This window comes from Halosimplex pelagicum (assembly GCF_013415905.1).
GTDB classification, from domain to species: Archaea; Halobacteriota; Halobacteria; order Halobacteriales; family Haloarculaceae; genus Halosimplex; species Halosimplex pelagicum.
The window spans coordinates 718,836-740,379 of record NZ_CP058909.1; the positions used below are offsets into that span (position 1 = coordinate 718,836).

Sequence of the window (21,544 nt, forward strand, 5' to 3'; positions counted from 1 at the left end):
GATAAGTTCTCGGCTACTCCAGCAGACTCTCGCCGGTCATCGCCGCCGGTTTCTCGATGTCCATCAGCTCCAGCAGCGTCGGCGCCAGGTCTTCGAGCGCACCGCCCTCGCGTACGAGCCGGCCGCCGTCGGTGCCGTCGGGCGCGACGTAGATCAGCGGGACCGGGTTCGTGGTGTGGGCGGTGTAGGGCTCGTCCTCGGTGCCCATGTCGTCGGCGTTGCCGTGGTCGGCGGTGACCAGCACGTGCCCACCGGCTTTCCGGACCGCCTCGACCAGCCGCCCCAGTTGCTCGTCGACCGCTTCGACCGCTTCGACGGCGGCGTCGAAGTCGCCGGTGTGACCCACCATGTCGGGGTTGGCGTAGTTGCAGACCAGGAGATCGGGGTCCCGCTCCTCGATACTCTCGATGGCGGTGTCGGTCACCTCGGCGGCGCTCATCTCCGGTTGCAGGTCGTAGGTCGGCACGTCCGGGCTGGGGACGATCTCGCGGATCTCGCCGTCGAACTCCACCTCGCGGCCGCCGTTGAGGAAGTAGGTGACGTGGGCGTACTTCTCGGTCTCGGCGAGTCTGAGCTGGGTGTGGCCGGTCTCGGAGACCACCTCGCCGAGCGTGTCCGCGGGGCGGATCGGCGGGAAGGCGGTCGGCAGACCGAACGTCTCGTCGTACTGGGTCATCGTGACGACGCGGGTCTCCGGCGGGTCGGTGCGGCCGCCCCAGGCCTCGGCGCGGATGTCGGCGAGCATCCGAGTCAGCTGGCGAGCACGGTCCGAACGGAAGTTGAAGAAGACGACCGAGTCGCCGTCTTCGAGCGCGGGTCGGTCCGCAACGAGGGTCGGCTCGACGAACTCGTCGGTGTCACCGCGGTCGTAGGAGTCGGTGACGGCCTCGACCGCCGAATCCGCTTCGTGGCCCGCGTGACGGTCGACGATGGCGTCGTAGGCGAGTTCCGTGCGGTCCCAGTTCTCGTCGCGGTCCATCGCGTAGTAGCGGCCCGAGACCGTCGCGACGTGGCCCGTGCCCTGTTCGTCGGCGTGAGCCTCCAGTTCGGTGAGGTACTCCTCGCCGCCGGTCGGGGAGGTGTCGCGGCCGTCGGTGAAGGCGTGGGTGACCGCCTCGCATCCCTCCTCGGCGGCGAGTTCGATCAGCGCGTGGAGATGCGACTGATAGGAGTGGACGCCGCCGTCCGAGACCAGCCCCATGAAGTGGACGCGACCGTCGTGCTCGCGGGCGTAGTCGAACGCCGACAGGACGGCCTCGTTGTCGTCGATGGCGCCGTCGCCCTGCGGGTCCGGACGCTCCTCGCCTCGCCAGCGGGCGATGGCGTCGGTGACGCGGGCCGACTCCTGCACGACGACGCGGCCGGCGCCGATGTTGAGGTGGCCGACCTCGGAGTTGCCCATCTGACCCTCCGGCAGGCCGACGCGGCGGCCGGAGGTGACGAGCGTGCCGTGGCCCCCCGCGTTCCAGAACCGGTCGAAGTTCGACGTCTCGGCGGCGGCGACGGCGTCGCGGACGCCCTCGTCGGGGTTGAGCGCCCAGCCGTCCAGAATGACGAGCGCGGCTTTCATACTCGGCCCTCCGCCCGGACCCCCCAAGTCGGTGTCGGTCCGCGGGACCGCCGCCCGTCTCGCCGCCGCGGCGCCACCCCGGCCGACCGACTCGCGAGCCGTCGGCACCGCCGGTCCGTCACGGTCGTTTACTGTAAAAAGGACTATATTTGTGGCGTGTGCTCGGGGGACATGGTCAACGAGCCACCGGACTACTGTCCCCACTGCGGGGGCGAGCTGGTCGGCGTGGACGATCCGACGGTCCAGCGCTGCGGCGACTGCGAGGAATACGTCTTCTACAATCCGGTGCCGAGCGCGCGGGTCGCGGTGCTCTCCGGCGGGGGACGGAGTCCCCCGGGTAGTGCGGCGACGCCGCACGACGGCGACGCGATGTTGCTCGTCACGCGGCCCGACGGGAAGTGGATCTCCCCCGGCGGGAAGGTGGAGGTCGGCAACGACCCGGACGAACACGCCGCCCTCGAACTGGAAGAGGAGACCTCGCTCGCGGTCGACCCCGAGGATCTGGTGCTGTTCGACACTGCGACGTACGTCGTCACGGAGACCCAGCACACCGTCGGGATCCGCTTCGCCGTCGACTACGAGGACGTGTCCGGCGAGATCGAGGCGGGCTCGGACGCCGGGGCGGCGCGCTTCTGGACCGCCGAGGAGCTGGCGGCGACCGACGAGCCGACGCTCGACCGGGACCTGTTCCGGACGTGGGTCGACGACGGACGGGCGGCGCTGGAGCGGCGGACCCGCTGACCTCGGCCGGGTCGCCGCGGCGGCGTCCGGTTCCGCGGAAAGTTATTGTGAGTGGCGCGTCCATCGCTAGGGCATGGACGCGCAACTGCTGTCGGACGACCTCGCCGACCAGATCGTGACGACGGCCCGGACCGCGACCGGCGACAGCCTCCGGTCGGTGACCTACTTCACACGTTCGGACTTCGAGCAGCTGTACCTGCGGGAGGACCTCGAACGGGACGCCGACCTGGACACCTTCGTCGGCCACGAGTGGCGCGGCTTCCGCGACACGCGCAACGCCTACCAGTCATCGGAACTGGGCGAGTACCGCTTCACCGTCCGGGCGTTCACTAACGGCTACCTCCTCCGCGTGACCGGCGAGCGCCGCGGCGTCCTCATCACCACGGACGGTCTCCAGATGCAGTCCTACGAGGAGATCGCCGACGCCATCGAGAAGATGCTCGCCGAGGACCCGACCACGGAATGACCTTAGATCCCGTCCACGTCGACGGCATCGCCCGCCTGGCCGGCCGCGTCGGCGAGGGCGTCGACGAGGACGACCACCAGGACGCCGCCGAGACGGTGTGGACCGAGTTCCTCGACCCCCTCTATCGGGACGGCGAGGCGGTCCTCGAACCGCTGGGCGAACAGCGCCGCGAGAAGGTCCCCATCGACGCCGTCGCCCTGCGCGACGCCCCATTCCCCACCCAGCACGGCCTCGATTCGGGGACGATCAACCCCACGACCTTCAAGAACGGACTCGTCCTCGACGTGTCCCAGGCCGCGATGGCCGCCGTACCCTCCGATCTCGACCTCCACCGCGCGCGGACCATCGTGATGACCGCCCACTCCAACGACGACGCCTACCGCATCGGCCACGAGGACTGGACGATGCAGGACGAGGGCTACGTCCGCGAGCGGGCGCTGCACGCCCCCCGCGTCGACCGCTACGAGCAGAACGTCGTCCACGCCCTCGCCCTGTATCTCGCCGAGAGCGAGCACGCCCGCGAGCAGGCGGAGATCGTCGACGACCTCCTGATCCTCGACGGGCCGCTCTACCCGACCGGCCTCCTGAAGTGGGGCGAGCGCGACACGGAACTGGCGGATCTCCTCATCGAGGACGAGCGCCCGCGGGACGTGGTCGAGAACTACGTCCGCCTCGTCGAGACGTTCGTCGACCGTGACGTGCCCCTGATCGGGTTCATCAAGAACAGCACCGCCAAGGCGATCACCCACGTCGTCCGCGAGAAGGCCAACGCCCCCTGGGCCAACGACAACGCCTTCTTCCAGCGCGTGCTCGCCCGCCGCGACGGGAGCGGCGACCTGCGGACCGACGCGCTCACCGCGACGGGCTGGTTCCGCTCGCGGGTCGGCACCGACCGCGTGATGGCCGCCGACGGCGACGCCCTCGGCATCGAGCGCCGCCTCGACCCCGAGGCCTACGAGGTCACCTTCTTCGTGCTGTACGACCCGCGCGACGACCTCTGTTACCGCGTCGAGGCGCCCTACGCGTTCACCGCCGACGAGGACACCCGCGAGGCGCTACGCCTGCAGGTGCTCCACGACGTGGCCGGCGAGCAGGGGCCGCCCCTGGCGGTCGCCAAGGCCGACGAACTCGCCCACATCGACCGCCAGGCCAACGAGCAACTGCGCCGGCGCATCGAGCGCGAACTCGGCAGCGACCGTCACCTCGAATACAACGACAAGCGCTGGGGCGTCGACGTCGAAGAGCTGGTCTGAGGCCTCGATTCCGTGCTCCAGGAGTTCCTGGCGCGGGAACCTTCCGCGCGAGACAGCCACCGAGCAAGCGCGTCGGCGCGTGCTGTCGAGCGTGCCCGCCTCGTGGCGGGCCGCTCGAAACAGTCGCGCGAGGGATGAGTAACGCAGGAGCCTGCGACGAGTAACGCAATCGGTTGGGGAGGCATGTGGCCGTCTGCGGTGCTGTGCGGGGCGGTCGCGGCCCCGGTGGACTGAAAGGGCGAGGCGCGCTCGCGTTCACTTTAGTCGCCTGAGCGGGGCACTATCCGCGCGGGCGGTGCGGAGAGCGCGGATATCCCGTCTCAGCGACCGCGAGCGCGGCGAGGGCTTTCGTCGCCCGCTGACCCCAGCGGTACCGATTCCAGCTAGCGAGCGGGTCGAGGGATTTCAACGCTCACCGTCGAGTGCGGTCGATCCAACTGCTAGCGAGCGGGTCGAGGGCTTTCATCGCCTGCGGTCGGCTGCAGTCGCGTTCACCCGCAGTCGCGTTCACTCGACTTCCGTCCGGGCGGACTCGATCAGAAACGACGGAGACACTCACAACACGAACGAAACGTCGTCGCGGACCCGGTAGCGTTTACCCGTTCTACACCCTGGACACGCTCATGGAAGTCGCGCTCGTCACGGTCGGCGACGAACTGCTCGCGGGGGACACCGAGAACACGAACGCGACGTGGCTGGCTCGCCAGCTCACCGAACGCGGCGCGACGGTCGCGCGGATGCTCACCATCCCGGACGACCGCGCGCTGATCGCCCGGTGGGTCGGCGACTTCGCCGACTCGTTCGACGCCGTCGTCGTCACCGGCGGGCTGGGCGACACGCCCGACGACGTGACGATCGAGGCGGTCGCCGACGCCTTCGACCGGGACCTGGAAGTCCAGCCCGAGGTGCGCGACCGCGTCGCCGAGAAGGCGCGGCGCTACCGCGAGGAGAACCCCGAGTACTACGAGACCCACGACTTCGACCTCGACCTCGACGAGACGGCGGCGCTGCCGGCGGGCGCCCGCCCGATCCAGACCGAGGAGAGCTTCAACCCGGGCTGCGTCGTCGAGAACGTCTACGTCTTCCCCGGGTTCCCCGGGGAGCTGAAGGTGATGTTCGACGCCGTCGCCGACGAGTTCGGCGGCGACGCCGTCTCCGCGTCGGTCGCCACGTCGACCCCGGAGGGCGCGTTGCGACACGTCCTCGACGGCGTTCGCGACCGGTTCGAGGTGGCCGTCGGCAGCTACCCCGCCCGCCGCGGGCAGCCCGGCCGGGTGAAGGTGACCGGCACCGACCCCGAGGAGGTCGACCGGGCCATCGAGTGGGTCGACGAACAGGTGGCCGACCCCGAGTGAACGGGTCCGGTCGGATCGAGGGGTCGCGGTCGACTCGTCGGGGGTCGAGACGACGAGTTGGAGAAAGATTATGCCTATCGAACAGGTCCGTCGAGACATGAGCGAGGACACCGGCGGCGACATTGGAGGACCGGCGGCGAAGACATCCGAGTCGACGGCGGCGAAGCTCGACTCCATGGGCTACACCTCGGGCGGCGACCCGGACGGCGCCGACGGCGACGGGACGGACTCCGGACCCGGGAGCCCAACGCCCCTCGCGGTCAAGGTGTTCGCCCTCGTCCTCACCGTGTTCCTCCTCGTCATGTTCCTGCTGGGGAGCGGGCTGTTCTGACGGTCGGCCAGCGACGGAGACCGAACGAGGGAGTGTCACTCGCCGCGCCGCTGCTCGGCGAGCAGGCCGCACCCCACGTGGTCGCCCCGGAGGAAGACCGGCCCGGGCATCAGTCGCCTTCGCCCGGGCCGTCGGCGGGCGCTCCGGCGGCGCTCGACGGCCCGTCCCACTCGTCTTCGACGATCCCGTAGAGGTCGGCGTCGACGTACTCCCCGTCGACGTAGAAGTCGTCGCGACGGCAGCCCTCGCGCTCGAAGCCGACCTTCTCCAGCACCGCGCGCGAACCGTCGTTGAACGCCAGCACGCGGGCGTTCACCTTGTGAAGGCGGCGCTCGGTGAAACAGTAGTCGACCACCGCGGCGGCCGCGGCGGTGGCGTAGCCGTTGCCCTGGTGGGCGGGCGCGATCCAGTAGCCGAGTTCGACGCTCCCGCGCTGGGGAGCGAGGTCGAAGAGGAACGCCTCGCCGACCCGGTCGCCGCCGGCGCGGACGAGGAAGATCTCCTTGTCGTCCGCGTCGGTGTACCCCTCGACGTATCCGGCGACGCCGTCCTCGTCGAGCACCGTCGCCGCCCCGAAGCCGGCCCTGACGTCGGGGCGGTTCAGGTTTCGCCGGAGGAACTCGTGGTCGGACTCCTCGACCGGGTGCAACGAGACGCCGTCACCGCGGAGGAAGACGGGAGTAGACATACACGCCGCCTCTCGGCGGGACGGAGAAAGCGTTACGGTGGCGTGGGAGGTCCTCCCATCGCCGGTCGCTCCGCCCGGCCGCTCAGAAGAAGTTCAGGAGGCCGAGTTCGACGGCGTAGTGGTAGGCGAGCGCGAGCCAGGCCTCGAAGACGACGGTGCCGGCCGCCGAGAGGGCGGCGAACTCGCGGGTGTCGATCTCGGCGACGCCGGCGGGGACCGTGAGCATGCCGCGGGTGAAGAGGAGGGCGTTGCTGACGGGCACGGCCCACTTGCCCCAGCGGTCGAACCAGCGGTCGAAGCGGTCGAGCTTCGACTCGTCGATCCGGAACCACGGCTTCTGGAGCAGCCACTCGCGACCGCCGCGCTTGGCGAGCTGGAACAGCGCGACCTGGCCCAGCGTCGCGCCGACGGTCGCGACGGCGAAGATGAGCGCGATCGTCGCCCACTGATACCCCGAGGGGGCGGTGGCGAGGAACTCGATGGCCCCCGGCACGAGCGCTTCGCTCGGGGCGAAGTACAGCAGCATCGCGCCTTCGAGGACGAAGATGGGCAGCAGGGCGGGCAGACCGTACGTGTCGATGATCCGCTGGGCGAACTGCTCGTCGCCGAAGACGAACAGGACCGCCCCCGCGACCGCCAGGAGGAAGAAGAAGCCGGCGACGACGATCAACCCGTAGTCCTCGGCGAACCCGCGCAGCCGGGACCGCCGGGTCGAATCGAGTGATGCCATTCACCCGAACGGTCCGGGCGTATCGGTCAAATGTCTTCCGTTCGGGGGCGACGCGACCGTCGCTCGACCGGGAAGGCACCGGCCGGTCGGCGTCGGCGCCGTCCGACCCGAGAGACGCCGCCCGGTCGCTACCCTGATTACCCCGAGACGACGAACGGGAGTATGGACATGTCACGCCGACCCCGGCGACTTCGGAGCGACGGCGTCCGCCCGCTCGTGCGGGAGACCGACCTCTCGGCGTCGGACCTTATCGCGCCCGTGTTCGTCGACGCGACGACTGACGAGCGCGTCCCGATCGGGTCGATGCCCGGGCACACGCGCGTGCCCGTCGACCAAGCGGCCGAGCGCGTCCGCGAAGTCCGCGAGACCGGCGTCGAGGCCGTCATCGTCTTCGGGATCCCAGAGTCGAAGGACAGCGAGGGGTCCCGAGCCTGGGCCGACGACGGCGTCGTCCAGCGCGCCGTCCGCCGGATCGTCGAGGAGACCGACGCCTACGTGATCACCGACGTGTGCCTCTGCGAGTACACCGACCACGGCCACTGCGGCGTGGTCGAGGACGGCGCCCGCGCGGACCCGCACATGACCGTCGACAACGACCGCACCCTGGAGTTGCTGGCCGAGACCGCCGCCTCCCACGCCGAGGCGGGCGCGGACATGGTCGCGCCCTCCAGCATGACCGACGGGATGGTCGGGGCCATCCGGTCGGAACTGGACGACCGCGGGTTCGAGTCGCTGCCGGTCATGAGCTACGCGGCGAAGTACGAGTCGGCGTTCTACGGCCCGTTCCGCGACGCCGCCGACGGCGCGCCCGCCTTCGGCGACCGCCGGCACTACCAGATGGACCCCGCCAACGGCCGCGAGGCGATGCGCGAGGTCGCACTCGACGTGGAGGAAGGAGCCGACGTGTTGATGATCAAGCCGGCGCTGCCGTATCTGGACGTGGTCGCCGACGTGCGCCAGAATTTCGACCACCCGGTCGCGGCGTACAACGTCTCCGGGGAGTACGCGATGCTCCACGCCGCCGCCGAGAAGGGGTGGCTGGACCTGGAGGCGGTCGCCCACGAGTCGCTGCTGTCGATCAAGCGGGCCGGCGCGGACCTGATCCTCACCTACTTCGCCGAGGACGTGGCCCGGCGGCTGTAGCGAGTGGCGTCGGCGGTGACGGCCAGTCACGCCGCGTCGACGGCGGGGAGCGTCACGCGGACGACGGTCTCGCCGTCGACACGTTCGTAGTCGATGCGGCCGTGACACGACTCGACGGCCCACTTGACCAGCCAGAGCCCGAGTCCCGTCCCGTGAGAGAGCTGGGTGAGCGGTCGGTCCTCGAAGACGACGGCCCGTTCGGCGTCGGGGATCCCCGGGCCGTCGTCGGCGACTTCGATCTCGGCCATGTCGCCCGCTCGCCGACCCACGAGTCGAACGTCGGGGGCGTCACCGCCGTGGACCACCGCGTTCGACACGAGGTTCTCGACGGCGGCTTCGAGCGCGCCGCCGGCCAGGACGGGCAGTCGGTCGGGAAAGTCCGTCGTGATCGTCGCCGAGTCCGCCGTCTCCCGGGCGGCGGTCGCGACCGAGCGCGAGAGGTCCGCGATGTCGACCACCTGGCGGTCGGTCTCGTCGTCGAAGGCGCGCTCGACGAGCTGCGCGCGGTCGCTGAGCCGCTCCAGGTCCCGCGCCGCCGAGAGGGTGAGCCGCGCCTGCTCGGCGAGCGGGTCGTCGGCCCGCCGCTCGATCTCCGAGGCGCTCCCGAGGATCACCGTCAGGGCGTTGCGGAGGTTGTGCCGGAGCACGCGGTGGAGCACCGCGTGGTGGCGCTTGCGGCGGTTCCGCTCGGTGATGTCGGTGTATATCGCCAGTCCGCCCCGGCTGCCGTCGCCGCGCTCGTAGGGGATCCCGCGGTAGATGAACTGACGGAGACCGTCCGCGGTCCGCCGGGTCACCGTCTCGCTGTTGACCTTCCCGTCGGCGGTGCGCCGGTCGAGGTCGACCGCCTCCTCGACGCGGCCCTCCGGGACGATGAACTCGTTGAGCGACTCGCCGACGACCGTCTCGGCCGACCAGCCGAACATCGCCTCGAACCCGGGGTTGACCGCGCGGACGACCGGCCGCATGTCCGCGACTTCCACCTCGACGACGGCGTCGCCGGTGAGCTCGAACAGCGCCTCGAACCGCCCGGCGTGCCGGCCGTCGCTCGTCACGATCCCCCGTCGGCGGCGGTGAACAGCCGGGGATCCGAGGACGCGAGCAACCGATGGGCCCCGCCCCTGAATCCGTCGACGGCGGTCGCGAGTGCAACAGCCACCGGTATCGGTTTCCAGGTTCCAGAAGCGATCTCGATAGCGCCGAAACCCTCACGTATTAGTGTATTTTTCGGGATAAGACCGTGCATTCGTAGTCGATTTTAGGACTCTGCTAATCACGCATAATACCGGGGATTGGCACAATTCACGCGGCCCGCCGGGACCGCCGAGACAGCTACCGCCACCCGGTCGGTTCCCCACCCGCGTCGCTACGGCGACAGTCGTCGGCCCGTCCCGAGCGGACCGGTCGACGGCCGACGAACTCCCGACAGCGGCCGCCGCGCGCGAGCCGAACGGCCGCGGTCCGGCGCCCCGCGCCGAGATCCGGTCGACGAACGTTCGATTCGACTGGACGAACGGCGGCATATCTGGACGAACGATGGCCTTATATCCATAATATCATGGGTTAATTCTGACGGCCGTCTCGTTATGCGATTCAGATTTCGATCTTTTCAAGCATACCCTTATGTAGTAGGGTTCCATGACCCTCAATCGAGATGTACACTACGAACGTAGTGAGAATGGGTGGAAAGGTATGCGATTATCAAGATAGTTCGGGTCGTTCCAGTGGAGCGGAGGTGACGGCCGCATGACGGCCGCGCTGCTGGCGCCGGCGGCCGACGCGGTGCTCCAGCTGGACCCGGGCGCGGTCGCCGACGGGGTGAACAACGTCTGGATCCTCGTGGTCTGTTTCCTGATCTTCTTCATGCAGCCGGGCTTCGCCCTGCTGGAGAGCGGGCAGGTCCGCGCGAAGAACGTCGGCAACGTCCTGATGAAGAACATGACCGACTGGATGCTCGGCGTGCTGGTCTTCTTCGCGCTCGGTGCGGCGGTCAGCGCCCTCGTCGGGCAGTTGACGGCCCCCGGGACGGCGTTCGACCTCGCGAGTGCGTGGGGCCACGTCAACGACCCGACCCAGTACATCGGATGGTTCTTCGGCGCGGTCTTCGCGATGACCGCCGCGACCATCGTCTCCGGCGCGGTCGCCGAGCGCATGAACTTCTCGGCGTACGTCTTCGTCGCCGCGGCGATGACCGCCGTCATCTACCCGGTCGTGACGGGGATGACGTGGGCCGGCGGCCTGCTCTCGGCCGACGGGTTCCTCGGGCAGGCAATCGGCGTCGGCTACCTCGACTTCGCCGGCGCGACGGTCGTCCACATGGTCGGTGGCCTCGCCGGCCTCGTGGGCGCGAAGATGGTCGGCGCCCGGTCCGGCCGCTACGACTCCAGCGGGAACAGCCAGCCCATCCCCGGCCACTCGATGCTGCTCGCGGTGCTGGGCACGATGTTCCTCGCGTTCGGCTGGTACGGCTTCAACGTCGGCACGCAGGCGACGGTCCTCTCGGCGGGCGACTCCGGCGTCACCTTCATGGGCGGCGCGCTGGGGCAGGTCGTCCTGAACACGACGCTCGGCATGGGCGCCGGCGGCGTCGCGGCCATGGTCGTCTCGAACGCGTGGCAGGGCAAGCCCGACCCGCTGTGGGCCGCTAACGGCCTGCTCGCCGGTCTGGTCGCCGTCACCGGCGCGGTCCCCCACGTCACCTGGTGGGGCGGCGTCATCCTCGGCGGCCTCGCTGGCGCGCTGGTCCTGCCGACCTACCGCTGGGTCGTCGACTCGCTGAAGATCGACGACGTCTGCGGCGTCTTCGCGGTCCACGGCAGCGCGGGCGCCATCGGGACCATCCTCATCCCCGTGTTCGGCGTCACCGCCTCCGGCGGCTACACGTTCCTCGGTGTCGACCAGCTGATCATGCAGGTCGCCGGCTGTCTCATCATCGCAGTCTGGACGATCCTCGCCACCGCCGTCGCGTTCAAGGTCGCCGGTGCCATCTTCGGACTGCGCGTCTCCGAGGAGGAGGAAGAGGCCGGCCTCGACGAGAGCGAACACGGCGTCTCCGTCTACCCCGAGTTCACCGCCGGCGGCAGCCGCGACAGCCCGGCCGTGAGCGCGGACGGCGGCGAAGTTCGGACCGACGGCGGCCTCGCGGACGACGCCGCAGTCGACGCGTCCGCCGCGGACGACGGAGGTGTCTCCGATGAGTGACGACGAGATCAAGATGGTCGTCGCGGTCGTCCGCCCGGACAAGCTCGGCGACGTGAAACAGGCGCTGGCCGAGGCCGGCGCCCCCTCCCTGACGGTGACGAACGTCTCCGGCCGCGGCTCCCAGCCCGCCAAGACGGGCCAGTGGCGCGGCGAGGAGTACGTCGTCGACCTCCACCAGAAAGTGAAAATCGAGTGCGTCGTCTCCGATATCCCCGCTCAGGACGTGGTCGACGCCATCGCCGACGCCGCCCAGACGGGCGAGCCCGGCGACGGCAAGATATTCGTCCTCCCCGTCGAGGACGCCGTCCAGGTCCGGACCGGCGACTCGGGGCCAGAGGCAGTCTGAGATTCGATGTCGGCAGAACTGGACGATACCGACCGGCGGATCATCGACGCCCTGCTCGACAACGGGCGCGCCAGCGCGAGCGAACTCGCCGAGCAGGCCGAGATCGCCACCGCGACCGCCACCAAGCGGCTCCAGCGCCTCGAAGAGGACGGCGTCATCGACGGCTACCAGCCCGAGATCGACTACGGCGCCTTCGGCTACGAGGTCACCGCCGTCTTCCGACTCGACGTTGACGGCGAAGGTCTCGAAACGGTCGTCGACGACCTGCGCGAGACCAGCAACATGGTCGGCGTCTACGAGGTCACCGGAAGCGACGACGTGGTCGCCGTCGGGAAGTTCGAGAACACGGAAGCCCTGAACGCCCAGATCAAGTCGGTGCTCACCCACCCCGAGGTGCGGTCGGCCCGGACGAGCATCGTCCTCGACACCGTCTGCGAGTACGACCGCCTCCCGGTCGACGCCGACGAGTAACGGTCGCCCCGCGGTCGGCACACGGCCGACCACGTTCCCCTCCGCTCGCGTCCGAAACACACCCGATCACTTTCTGCTCCGCTCGCGTCCGATCGTCACGTCGAGCGCGCGAGAGCGTCTACCCCCCGGATCGGCCGATTTTGCCGGGTTTCCTGGTTGACGAGCGTCCAAATTAGACGTGTGTCAACCGTGCGTTTCTGGACGGAATACAACCTTAAATGGATAATACTCTACCCTAATTTTGACGAGCGTCTACGGAATCCCTGAAAGTTGCGCCATTGTAAAGCCAACCCTTATACGGAGTGATTCCGCACAGTTCTCCCGTACTCTCCGAAACGATCGGAGGGCAAAACAGCGTTCGACTGAACGATTCGAAACCGGTCGGGCGTCACATCGATACACACGACACATCATGCTCGAACTCACCGCACTGCAGACGGAGACGGGGACGCTGATAGACGCGATCAACTACACCTGGATACTGGTCGTCTCGTTCATGATCTTCTTCATGCACGCCGGCTTCGCCATGCTGGAGGCGGGCCAGGTGCGCTCGAAGAACGTCTCGAACCAGTTGACCAAGAACCTGTTGACCTGGTCGGTCGGGGTGACGGTCTTCTTCGCCATCGGGTCGGGAGTCTCCTCGCTGGTCGGCGGCGGCGGGTGGGGCGCGGCCTACCTCTCCAGCGGTACCGGCTGGATCGACTGGCTCTACGGCGCCGTGTTCGCGATGACCGCCGCGACCATCGTCTCGGGCGCGGTCGCCGGTCGCGCGAAACTGCGGGCGTACGTGACCTACACGTTCCTGCTGGCCGCGGTCATCTACCCGGTCGTCATCGGGATGACGTGGTCGGTCGCCGAGGGCGTGACCGGCCCCGTCGAGATGATCACCGGCGTCGCGTTCACCGACTTCGCCGGCGGGATGATCGTCCACGGCATGGGTGGCATCGCGGGTCTCACCGCCGCGGCCGTCCTCGGTCCGCGGATCGGCCGCTACAACGACGACGGCTCGTCGAACGTCATCCCGGGCCACTCGATGACCTTCGCCGTGCTGGGCACGCTGATGCTCGCGTTCGGCTGGTACGGCTTCAACGTGGGTACCTCGGCGATCTTCGCCGACGGCGCCTTCCTGGGCGACCAGCTCGGTCGTGTCGCCATGACCACCACGCTCTCGATGGCCGCCGGCGCGATGGGCGCCGCGGGCGTCGCCTGGGCGAAGACGGGGAAGGTCGACACCCTCTACGTCGCCAACGGGCTGCTGGCCGGTCTCGTCGGCATCACGGCGATCCCCCACACGACGACCGTGTGGGGCGCGGCCCTCGTCGGCGTGCTCGCCGGCGCGCAGCTCCCGATCGTCTTCGCGTTCGTCGAGAAGCGCTTGAAGATCGACGACGTCTGCGCCGTCTTCCCGGTCCACGGGAGCGCGGGCGTCCTCGGCACGCTGCTGTACCCGTTCGTCGCCGTCGCCGGCTGGAACGGCCTCACGCCGGACATCGGCTTCATGATCGAAGGGCTGTTCGCGCAGGCGGTCGGCGTCGTCCTCATCGCCGGCTGGACGGTCCTCGCGACCGGCGTCATCTGGTACGCGTTCAAGGCCGTCGGCCAGGCCCGCGTCAGCCGCGAACACGAGCAGGAGGGCCTCGACGTGAGCGAACACGGCGTCGAGACCTACCCCGAGTTCGGCGACGAGGGCGCCGCGGTCGCCGACGGCGGCACGGTTCGCACCGACGGCGGTGTTTCCGGCGAGAACTACGTCCCCGCCGAACGTACTGCGGACGAACGGAGTGACTGACCGATGACCGACGACACCCAAACTGACAGCATCGACGCGGACGACCAGGCGGACGCGAACGCGAACTCGACGACTATGAACGACAACGAAATTCGAACGGACGGTGGCATCGACGCGGAAGAGCACGAGATCCGGACCGACGGCGGCGAGGAACCGAACGACGGCGAGATCAAGATGGTGGTCGCGGTCGTGCGACCGGACAAGCTCGGCGACGTGAAACAGGCGCTCGCGGAGATCGGCGCCCCCTCCCTGACGGTGACGAACGTCTCCGGTCGCGGCTCTCAGCCGGCGAAGAAGGGACAGTGGCGCGGCGAGGAGTACGTCGTCGACCTCCACCAGAAAGTGAAAATCGAGTGCGTTGTCGCGGACATCCCCGCCCAGGACGTGGTCGACGCCATCGCCGAGGGCGGCAACACCGGCGAGAAGGGCGACGGGAAAGTGTTCGTCCTGCCCGTCGAGAGCGCGACGCAGATCCGCACGGGCAAGACCGGTCGGGACGCGGTCTGAGCGCTCGGAGGGCGGAAAGCGCAATGGTCGACATCGACGAGACGGACAGGCGGCTGGTCGACGCGCTGCTGGCCGACGGCCGCGCCAGCGCGAACGAACTCGCCGCGGAGGTCGGAGTCGCGACCGCGACCGCGACCAAGCGCGTCCAGACCCTGGAAGACGAGGGCGTCATCGACGGCTACCGGCCCGAGATCGACTACGGCGCGCTCGGCTTCGCGGTGACCGCGGTGTTCAACCTCGACGTGGCCGGCAGCGGCATCGAGGCCGTCGTCGCCGAGCTGGCCGACGCCGGCAACATGGTCGGCGTCTACGAGGTCACCGGGAGCCAGGACGTGATCGCGATCGGCAAGTTCACCGACACGGCGTCGCTGAACGCCCGGATCAAGGAGCTGCTCGTCGACGACGACATCGAGTCGATCGCGACGAACATCGCGCTGGAGGTCGTCGCCGAGAACGAGCCGCTCCCGCTCGCCGAGGACTGAGACGGGGACGCTTTTTCCCGGCCGGCGGGCGGCCGACGGCCGCTCTCCTCGGCCGACGAGCGAGCGACGGACGCCGCTCCGAGCCGCCGCGCGGTCCGCCGGACCGTGCCGGCGGCGGCCGACACTCCCGCGAGCGGTGAAGTGTAAGGTCTTAGTATTTGGGGCTGGGAGTACGCTGTACTATGAACGTCGCAGACGTAATGACGCCCCGCGAGGACCTCGTCACGGTCGAGTTGCCCGGCACCCGCGACGACGTCCTCGAGTATCTCCAGGAGCGGGCGTTCTCGTCGGTCCCGGTCGTCACCGAGGGCGACGACGGCGAGGAGTTCCGCGGCCTCGTCTCCCGTGACGCCCTGATCGACCAGCCCGACGAGGACCAGCTCGCCATGCTCGTCGAGGAGGTCCCCACCACGGGCGCCGACGCCACCCTCACCGAGCTGGCCGGACTCATGCTCGCCGAGGGCGCCCGCCGCGTCCCCGTCGTCGACGGCCGACTGGAGGGTATCGTCACCATCACCGACGTGGTCCGCGCCATCGCGACCGGCGACGTGGACGGCGACGTGACCGTCGACGGCCTCGCCCAGCGCGAGGTCAACTGCGTCTACGAGGGCGCGCCGCTGCCCGTCGCCGAGCGGGAACTCTCCCACGCCGACGCCCCCTACGGCGTCGCGCTGGACGACGCGGGCGAGACCAGCGGGATGATCACCGAGGTCGACGTCATCGACGTGGCCCGCGTCGTCGAGGGCGAGGAGGAGACCGGCGACAGCCTCGCCGCCGACGACGACGACTGGAAGTGGGAGAGCGTCAAGGCCGTCGGCTCCCGGTACATGCCCACCCGCAACGTCGAGATCCCCGCCGGCCCCGTCTCGGAGTTCATGACCAGCGATCTGGTCACCATCAGCGGTCGCCGCAGTGCCCAGGACGCCGCCCAGCTGATGATCGAACACGACATCGAGCAGATCCCGCTGGTCTCCGGCGACGAGCTCTCGGGCATCGTCCGGGACATGGATCTCTTGGAGGCGCTTCGATGAGCGAGGGCTCCGACCTCACCGAACTCGCCAAGCGTCGCGGGTTCTTCCTGCAGAGCGCCGGCGCCTACGGCGGCGTCTCGGGCTTCTACACCTTCGGCCCCAACGGCGCCGCACTCAAGGACAACATCGAGGACACCTGGCGCGACCGCTTCACCGTCCGCGAGGGCAACATGGAGATCGACGCCCCCACCGTGATGCCCGAGCCCGTCTTCGAGGCGTCGGGCCACCTCGACGGCTTCGACGACATGATAGTCGAGTGCCCCCAGTGTGGGGCGTCCCACCGCGCCGACCACGTCGTCGAGGACAACACCGACTACGAGGAGGCCGAGGCCCTCGGTCCGGAACGCGTCGGCGAGATCATCGCCGAGTACGAACTCGTCTGTCCCGACTGCGGCACCGGCCTCGCCGGCGAGGCCGTCGAGGACTTCAACCTCATGTTCGAGACGACGATCGGCCCCGGCTCGTCCTCACCGGGCTATCTGCGCCCCGAGACCGCCCAGGGCATCTTCGTCGAGTTCCCGCAACTGGCGGAGTACGCCCGCAACCAGCTCCCCTTCGGGGTCACGCAGATCGGCCGGGCCTACCGCAACGAGATCAGCCCCCGGAAGTCGCTGGTGCGCGTCCGGGAGTTCACCCAGGCCGAGCTCGAACTGTTCGTCGACCCCGAGGAAGACGAGCCGGACCTCTCGGCGGTCGAGGACGTGGTCGCACCCTTCTACAGCGCGGCCGCACAGGAGAACGAGGACGGCGAGACCCGGGATCTAACGATCGGGGAGGCGGTCGAGGAGGGCGTCGTCACCGACCCGTGGATCGCCTACTACCTCGGCGTCGCGACGGAGTGGTACGAGCGCATCGGCGTCGACATGGACCGCTTCCGGTTCCGCCAGCACCTCTCCGGCGAACTCGCCCACTACGCCGCCGACTGCTGGGACGCCGAGAGCTACGTCACCGGGGACTGGGTGGAGATCGCCGGCTTCGCCTACCGCGGGGACTACGACCTCTCGAAACACGACGAGCACTCCGACGACGACTACACGATATTCAAACAGTACGACGAACCCGTCACGGTCGAACGGCCCACCGTCGACCCGGACATGAGCGCGCTGGGGCCCGAGTTCGGCGGCGCGGCCGGCGACGTGGCCGACGCGCTGGAGCGACTGGCCGAGGAAGACCCGGACGCCTTCCGCGAGGCGGGCGAGGACGGCGAGGTCACCGTCGACGTCGACGGCGAGAGCTACGACGTGCCGGTGAGCCAGACCGGCTTTTCCGTCGAGGAGGTCACCGAATCGGGCGAGCACATCACGCCCCACGTCGTCGAGCCGTCGCTCGGCATCGACCGGGCCCTCTATACGGTCCTCGACCACTGCTACCGCGAGGACGAGATCGACGGGGAACAGCGCACGTTCCTCGAACTCCCCGCGGCGGTGGCGCCGACGACGGTCGGGGTCTTCCCGCTGATGGACCGCGACGGCCTCGGGGAGAAGGCCCGCGAGGTCGCCGCGGACCTGCGCGAGCGCGGCCTCTCCGTGGCGTACGACGACTCGGGCGCCATCGGCCGGCGCTACCGCCGCCAGGACGAGGTCGGCACACCGTTCTGCGTCACCGTCGACTACGCGACCGTCGGCGAGGCCCGCGACGACGACGAGGGCGAGCCCGGAACCGTGACGGTCCGCGAGCGGGACACGACCGCCCAGAAGCGCGTCGACGTCGAGGCCCTCCCGGAGACGCTCGAGGCGCTGCGCGAGGGCGAGCTGGCGTTCGCGGAGCTGTAGGCGCGGGAGGAGACCCACTCGATGCGCGACGAAATCGTCCGTCGACTGGTCCACGCCAGCGGGACAGCGGTGCCGCTCGCGTACCTGTTCGTCCCGGGCGTCGAGTGGGTCCACGTTCAGGCGCTCCTCGTGGGCGGGCTCGCCGTCGGGCTCGTGCTCGAAGTCGTCCGGCTGGTCGTCGGGCTGGACTGGTGGGTCTACGAGAAGCTCACCCGCGAGTACGAGCAGGACAACCTCGCGGGCTACTTCCTCGCCGTGTTCTCGATGGCCGTCGTCGCGCTCGCCTTCGAACCGACGGTCGCCGTCCCGGCTATCCTGATGCTGACGATCGCCGACCCCGTCTCGGGACTGCTCGGGTCGGGCGAACTGCGGACCGCGAAGGACGTGACGGTCCTCCTCGTGACCTTCGCCGTCGCGACGCTACTGGCGGTCCCGTTCGTCACGCCGGTCGCGGCCGTCCTCGGCGGCGCCGCCGCCACGCTCGCCGACGGCGTCAAACCCGTGATCCGGGGGTACGTGATCGACGACAACCTCACGATCCCCGTCGCCGGCGCCGCCGTCATGTCCCTCGCGATGCAGTTTCTCCCGGCCACTCCGGTGTAAACGACCGCTGGTCCGGTCACGGCCACCGGTCGGCCCCCACTTGCCACGGCAGGCCCGGCGTTCATCCGGGTCTCGGGGCAAGTGCGGGTATGCTCGACGACCCGAACTGGCAGGAGTACCTCGGTGTCCGGGTTCGCGACCGCGGCAAGCCCGTCGGGACGGTCGTGGACTTCGACGCCGACCGCGCGGCGTTCTACCTCGAACCCTCCCCGGAGATCGACGAGAACACCTGGGACGGGCTGGGCTGGGGCGACCGCGCCGACTACGACCGCAACTGGGAGGACGTGGACTACGACCGGTGGCGCGACGGCGAGAGCGACCTCCCCGTCGACTACGACGAGTGGCCCTGTACGCTCCCCAACGCGCGGCTCGAAGAGAGTGAGGACGGCGAGGAACTGCGACTGGTGAGCGCGACCTGAACCACTGGGGAGTACCGCCGTTCCACTTCCGCCGCGGTACCTGAACCCTTATCGGGCGGCGGGGCGAACCCGTACCAAATGGCGACGACCGACGAGGGCGACGGCGAGGGGGTCTCCGGGCCGCTCCTCGTCGACGGCTTTCTCGAAGACCGGACCTACCAGCGCAGGCTGGCCGACGCGGCTCTGGAGACCCACACCCTGGTCTGTCTCCCGACCGGCCTCGGCAAGACGACGGTGAGCCTGCTGGTGACCGCCCGGCGGCTGGCCGGCGACGTGGTGAACAAGTCCCTGCTGCTCGCACCGACGAAACCGCTGGTCACCCAGCACGCCGAGTTCTACCGGGAGGCCCTGGAGGTGCCCGACGACGAGATCGTCGTCTACACCGGCGACACCCGCCCCGACGACCGCGCGGAGCTGTGGAACGGGGCCCGCATCGTCGTCGCGACCCCCGAGGTCGTCGAGAACGACCTCGTCGGCAACCGGGTCGACCTGACCGACGTGGTCCACTGCACCTTCGACGAATGTCACCGCGCGACCGGCGACTACGCCTACAACTACATCGCCGAGCGCTACCACGACGAGGCCCGAGACCCGCTGGCGACCGGGATGAGCGCCTCCCCCGGCGACGACGAGGAGGCCATCCTCGAAGTCTGCGGCAACCTCGGGCTCGCCCAAGTCGAGGTGATGACCGAGGACGACGCCGACGTATCGGCCTACACCCACGAGACCACCGTCGACTGGGAGCGCGTCGAGCTGCCCGAGACCGTCATCGAAATCCGCGACGCGATCAACGACGTGATCGCCGACCGGCTGTCGAAACTGCGGGACTTGGGCGTCACGAACACCAGCAAGCCCGACGTGTCCGAACGGGAGATCCAGACGATCCAGGGCAAGCTCCGGGAGCTGATGAACAACGACCAGTCGGAGGGCTACGAGGGGATGAGCTTCCTCGCGGAGATACGCAAGCTCCGGACCGCCGTCACCTACGCCGAGACCCAGAGCGTCGAGAGCCTCCGACGCTACTTCGAGCGACAGAAACAGGCCGCCCGCTCCTCGGGCGCGTCGAAGGCCGACCAGCGGATGATCTCCGAGCCGAAGGTGCGGGAGGCGATCCGGCGGGCGGAGGACTACGACGACCTGCACCCGAAGTTCAGGCGGACGCGGATGCTCCTCGCCCAGACGCTCGGCATCGAGAACGGCGAGCGCGTCATCGTCTTCACCGAATCGCGCGACACCGCCGAGACGCTGACGGACTTCCTCGGCGAGCACTTCACCACCCGCAAGTTCGTCGGCCAGTCCGACACCGAGGGCAGCGACGGGATGACCCAGAAAGAGCAACAGGAGACCCTCGACGAGTTCCGGGCAGGCGAGTTCGAGGTGCTCGTCTCCACGTCCGTCGCCGAGGAGGGGCTGGACGTTCCCGAAGTGGATCTAGTACTCTTCTACGAACCCGTCCCGACCGCCATCCGCGCCATCCAGCGCAAGGGCCGAACCGGCCGCCAGACCGAGGGCGCCGTCTCGGTCCTGCTGGCCGAGGACACCCGCGACGAGGCCTACTTCTGGAAGGCCCGCAACGACCAGAAGCGCATGGAGAAGGAGCTGCGCTCGCTGAAGTCGATGGCCGGCGAGATCGAGAGCGAGCTCACCCAGACCGGGATGGACGAGTTCGAGAGCGTCGGCGACGGCGCGGACGACCCGGCGACGGACGCGAGCGCTGCTCCACACGAAACGGGGGGCGAAGCCGCATCGAAATCCAGCGACGACGGGGACGAGTCCACGGACGACGCACCCGAAACGGAGGAGGTCGCAACTACCTCGCAAGCCGACGAGGGCGACGGCCAGGCCGGACTCGACGCGTTCGCGGGCGGCGAGAGCGGGGGGTCGGACGGCGGCGGCGAGGACGCCGAGCGCGACGAACCGGAGGGAGAGGTCGCGACGGCGAGCGCCGACGACGAGGAGACCGTCGAGGTCGTCGTCGACCAGCGGGAACTGGACGCCGCCATCGCGAAGGACCTCTCCCGCCAGGAGGGAATCGAGACGCGCCTGGAGACGCTGGCCGTCGGCGACTACGTGCTCTCCGACCGAGTCGTCGTCGAGCGCAAGACCGTGTCGGACTTCCTCGACACGCTGACCGGCGACGACGAGCGCTCGCTGTTCGAGCAGCTCACCGACGCCGCCCGCTACTACGCCCGGCCGGTGGTCGTCATCGAAGGCGAGGACCTCTACGGCGAGCGCAACGTCCACCCCAACGCGATCCACGGGGCGCTAGCCTCCATCGCCGTCGACTTCGGGGCGAGCGTCCTGCGGACGACCGACGAGGACGAGACGAGAGAGCTCCTGTCGACCGTCGCGACCCGCGAGCAGGAAGAGGAAGACAGGACCGTCAGCGTCCACGGCGAGAAGAGTTCGAAGACGCTGGCCGAACAGCAGGAGTACGTCGTCGCCAGCGTCGCCGAAGTCGGACCCGTGACCGCCGAGTCCCTGCTCGCGGAGTTCGGCAGCGTCGAGGCGGTGATGACCGCCGACGCAGAGGAGCTCCTGGCGGCCGATGGCGTCGGCGAGGTGACCGCCGAACGTATCCGCGAAGTTGTGGGAAGCGACTACGACGGCTGACCGCGAGGTTCGACCGCCGGGCCGGGTGGCGGT

At 69.3% G+C, this 21,544-nt stretch carries 20 protein-coding genes and 1 pseudogene; 17 read left to right on the plus strand and 4 right to left on the minus strand.

What is annotated here, in order from left to right:
- Window positions 1–13 precede the first annotated feature (13 nt).
- Window positions 14–1,570, minus strand: coding sequence for a 2,3-bisphosphoglycerate-independent phosphoglycerate mutase (gpmI, locus tag HZS54_RS03620; RefSeq protein WP_179920600.1), 1,557 nt, complete (start codon window positions 1,568–1,570; stop codon window positions 14–16).
- A 171-nt stretch (window positions 1,571–1,741) separates the two neighbouring features.
- On the opposite strand from gpmI, the gene HZS54_RS03625 reads away from it, so the two are divergent.
- The 5 genes from HZS54_RS03625 (at window position 1,742) to HZS54_RS03645 (ending at window position 5,716) form a co-directional block, all read left to right on the plus strand.
- The gene (locus tag HZS54_RS03625; RefSeq protein ID WP_179920601.1) at window positions 1,742–2,311 is read left to right on the plus strand and encodes an NUDIX domain-containing protein; all 570 of its coding nucleotides are present in this window, start codon (window positions 1,742–1,744) and stop codon (window positions 2,309–2,311) included.
- A gap of 73 nt (window positions 2,312–2,384) precedes the next feature.
- The gene (locus HZS54_RS03630) at window positions 2,385–2,777 is read left to right on the plus strand and encodes a DUF7522 family protein (RefSeq protein ID WP_179910418.1); all 393 of its coding nucleotides are present in this window, start codon (window positions 2,385–2,387) and stop codon (window positions 2,775–2,777) included.
- The gene (locus tag HZS54_RS03635) at window positions 2,774–4,030 is read left to right on the plus strand and encodes a DNA double-strand break repair nuclease NurA (RefSeq protein WP_179920602.1); all 1,257 of its coding nucleotides are present in this window, start codon (window positions 2,774–2,776) and stop codon (window positions 4,028–4,030) included. Before HZS54_RS03630 ends, HZS54_RS03635 begins: the two co-directional genes overlap by 4 nt.
- A gap of 623 nt (window positions 4,031–4,653) precedes the next feature.
- The gene (locus tag HZS54_RS03640; protein ID WP_179920603.1) at window positions 4,654–5,385 is read left to right on the plus strand and encodes a competence/damage-inducible protein A; all 732 of its coding nucleotides are present in this window, start codon (window positions 4,654–4,656) and stop codon (window positions 5,383–5,385) included.
- A gap of 97 nt (window positions 5,386–5,482) precedes the next feature.
- Window positions 5,483–5,716, plus strand: a complete 234-nt coding sequence (locus HZS54_RS03645) for a hypothetical protein (protein WP_179920604.1) — start codon at window positions 5,483–5,485, stop codon at window positions 5,714–5,716.
- 109 nt (window positions 5,717–5,825) lie between these two features.
- On the opposite strand, the gene HZS54_RS03650 is transcribed toward HZS54_RS03645, so the two are convergent.
- Complete coding sequence (locus tag HZS54_RS03650; protein WP_179920605.1) at window positions 5,826–6,404, minus strand: GNAT family N-acetyltransferase; 579 nt, start codon at window positions 6,402–6,404, stop codon at window positions 5,826–5,828.
- Window positions 6,405–6,486: 82 nt separating this feature from the next.
- A complete protein-coding gene (locus tag HZS54_RS03655) occupies window positions 6,487–7,134 on the minus strand; it encodes a DedA family protein (protein WP_179920606.1) in 648 nt (215 codons plus the stop codon).
- 162 nt (window positions 7,135–7,296) lie between these two features.
- On the opposite strand from HZS54_RS03655, the gene hemB reads away from it, so the two are divergent.
- A complete protein-coding gene (hemB, locus tag HZS54_RS03660; protein ID WP_179920607.1) occupies window positions 7,297–8,277 on the plus strand; it encodes a porphobilinogen synthase in 981 nt (326 codons plus the stop codon).
- Between the two features lie 26 nt (window positions 8,278–8,303).
- On the opposite strand, the gene HZS54_RS03665 is transcribed toward hemB, so the two are convergent.
- A complete protein-coding gene (locus tag HZS54_RS03665) occupies window positions 8,304–9,332 on the minus strand; it encodes an ATP-binding protein (RefSeq protein ID WP_179920608.1) in 1,029 nt (342 codons plus the stop codon).
- A gap of 691 nt (window positions 9,333–10,023) precedes the next feature.
- Between HZS54_RS03665 and HZS54_RS03670 the strand changes: the two genes are divergently transcribed.
- From HZS54_RS03670 to HZS54_RS03720, 11 genes and pseudogenes are all read left to right on the plus strand, one after another.
- A complete protein-coding gene (locus tag HZS54_RS03670) occupies window positions 10,024–11,478 on the plus strand; it encodes an ammonium transporter (protein WP_179920609.1) in 1,455 nt (484 codons plus the stop codon).
- Window positions 11,471–11,824, plus strand: coding sequence for a nitrogen regulatory protein GlnK1 (glnK1, locus tag HZS54_RS03675; RefSeq protein ID WP_179920610.1), 354 nt, complete (start codon window positions 11,471–11,473; stop codon window positions 11,822–11,824). The genes HZS54_RS03670 and glnK1 overlap by 8 nt, the downstream gene beginning before the upstream one ends.
- Before the next feature lie 6 nt (window positions 11,825–11,830).
- Entirely contained in the window at window positions 11,831–12,295 is a 465-nt protein-coding gene (locus HZS54_RS03680) for an Lrp/AsnC family transcriptional regulator (RefSeq protein ID WP_179920611.1), read from the plus strand.
- Between the two features lie 412 nt (window positions 12,296–12,707).
- Window positions 12,708–14,084, plus strand: coding sequence for an ammonium transporter (locus HZS54_RS03685; protein WP_179920612.1), 1,377 nt, complete (start codon window positions 12,708–12,710; stop codon window positions 14,082–14,084).
- A gap of 87 nt (window positions 14,085–14,171) precedes the next feature.
- Window positions 14,172–14,591, plus strand: a pseudogene (locus HZS54_RS03690) (P-II family nitrogen regulator); the annotation flags it as partial.
- Window positions 14,592–14,614: 23 nt separating this feature from the next.
- Entirely contained in the window at window positions 14,615–15,073 is a 459-nt protein-coding gene (locus HZS54_RS03695; RefSeq protein WP_179920614.1) for an Lrp/AsnC family transcriptional regulator, read from the plus strand.
- Between the two features lie 182 nt (window positions 15,074–15,255).
- Window positions 15,256–16,104: a CBS domain-containing protein gene (locus HZS54_RS03700; RefSeq protein WP_179920615.1), complete on the plus strand. Its 849-nt coding sequence runs from the start codon at window positions 15,256–15,258 to the stop codon at window positions 16,102–16,104.
- On the plus strand, window positions 16,101–17,876 hold the full coding sequence (gene glyS / locus HZS54_RS03705) for a glycine--tRNA ligase (protein WP_179920616.1): 1,776 nt from the start codon (window positions 16,101–16,103) through the stop codon (window positions 17,874–17,876). The genes HZS54_RS03700 and glyS overlap by 4 nt, the downstream gene beginning before the upstream one ends.
- A 21-nt stretch (window positions 17,877–17,897) precedes the next feature.
- Entirely contained in the window at window positions 17,898–18,479 is a 582-nt protein-coding gene (locus tag HZS54_RS03710) for a diacylglycerol/polyprenol kinase family protein (RefSeq protein WP_179920617.1), read from the plus strand.
- A gap of 89 nt (window positions 18,480–18,568) precedes the next feature.
- Window positions 18,569–18,898 carry a hypothetical protein gene (locus HZS54_RS03715; RefSeq protein WP_179920618.1) on the plus strand — a complete coding sequence of 110 codons (330 nt, stop codon included), beginning with the start codon at window positions 18,569–18,571 and terminating at the stop codon, window positions 18,896–18,898.
- Between the two features lie 78 nt (window positions 18,899–18,976).
- Window positions 18,977–21,511, plus strand: a complete 2,535-nt coding sequence (locus HZS54_RS03720; RefSeq protein WP_179920619.1) for a DEAD/DEAH box helicase — start codon at window positions 18,977–18,979, stop codon at window positions 21,509–21,511.
- Window positions 21,512–21,544 lie beyond the last annotated feature (33 nt).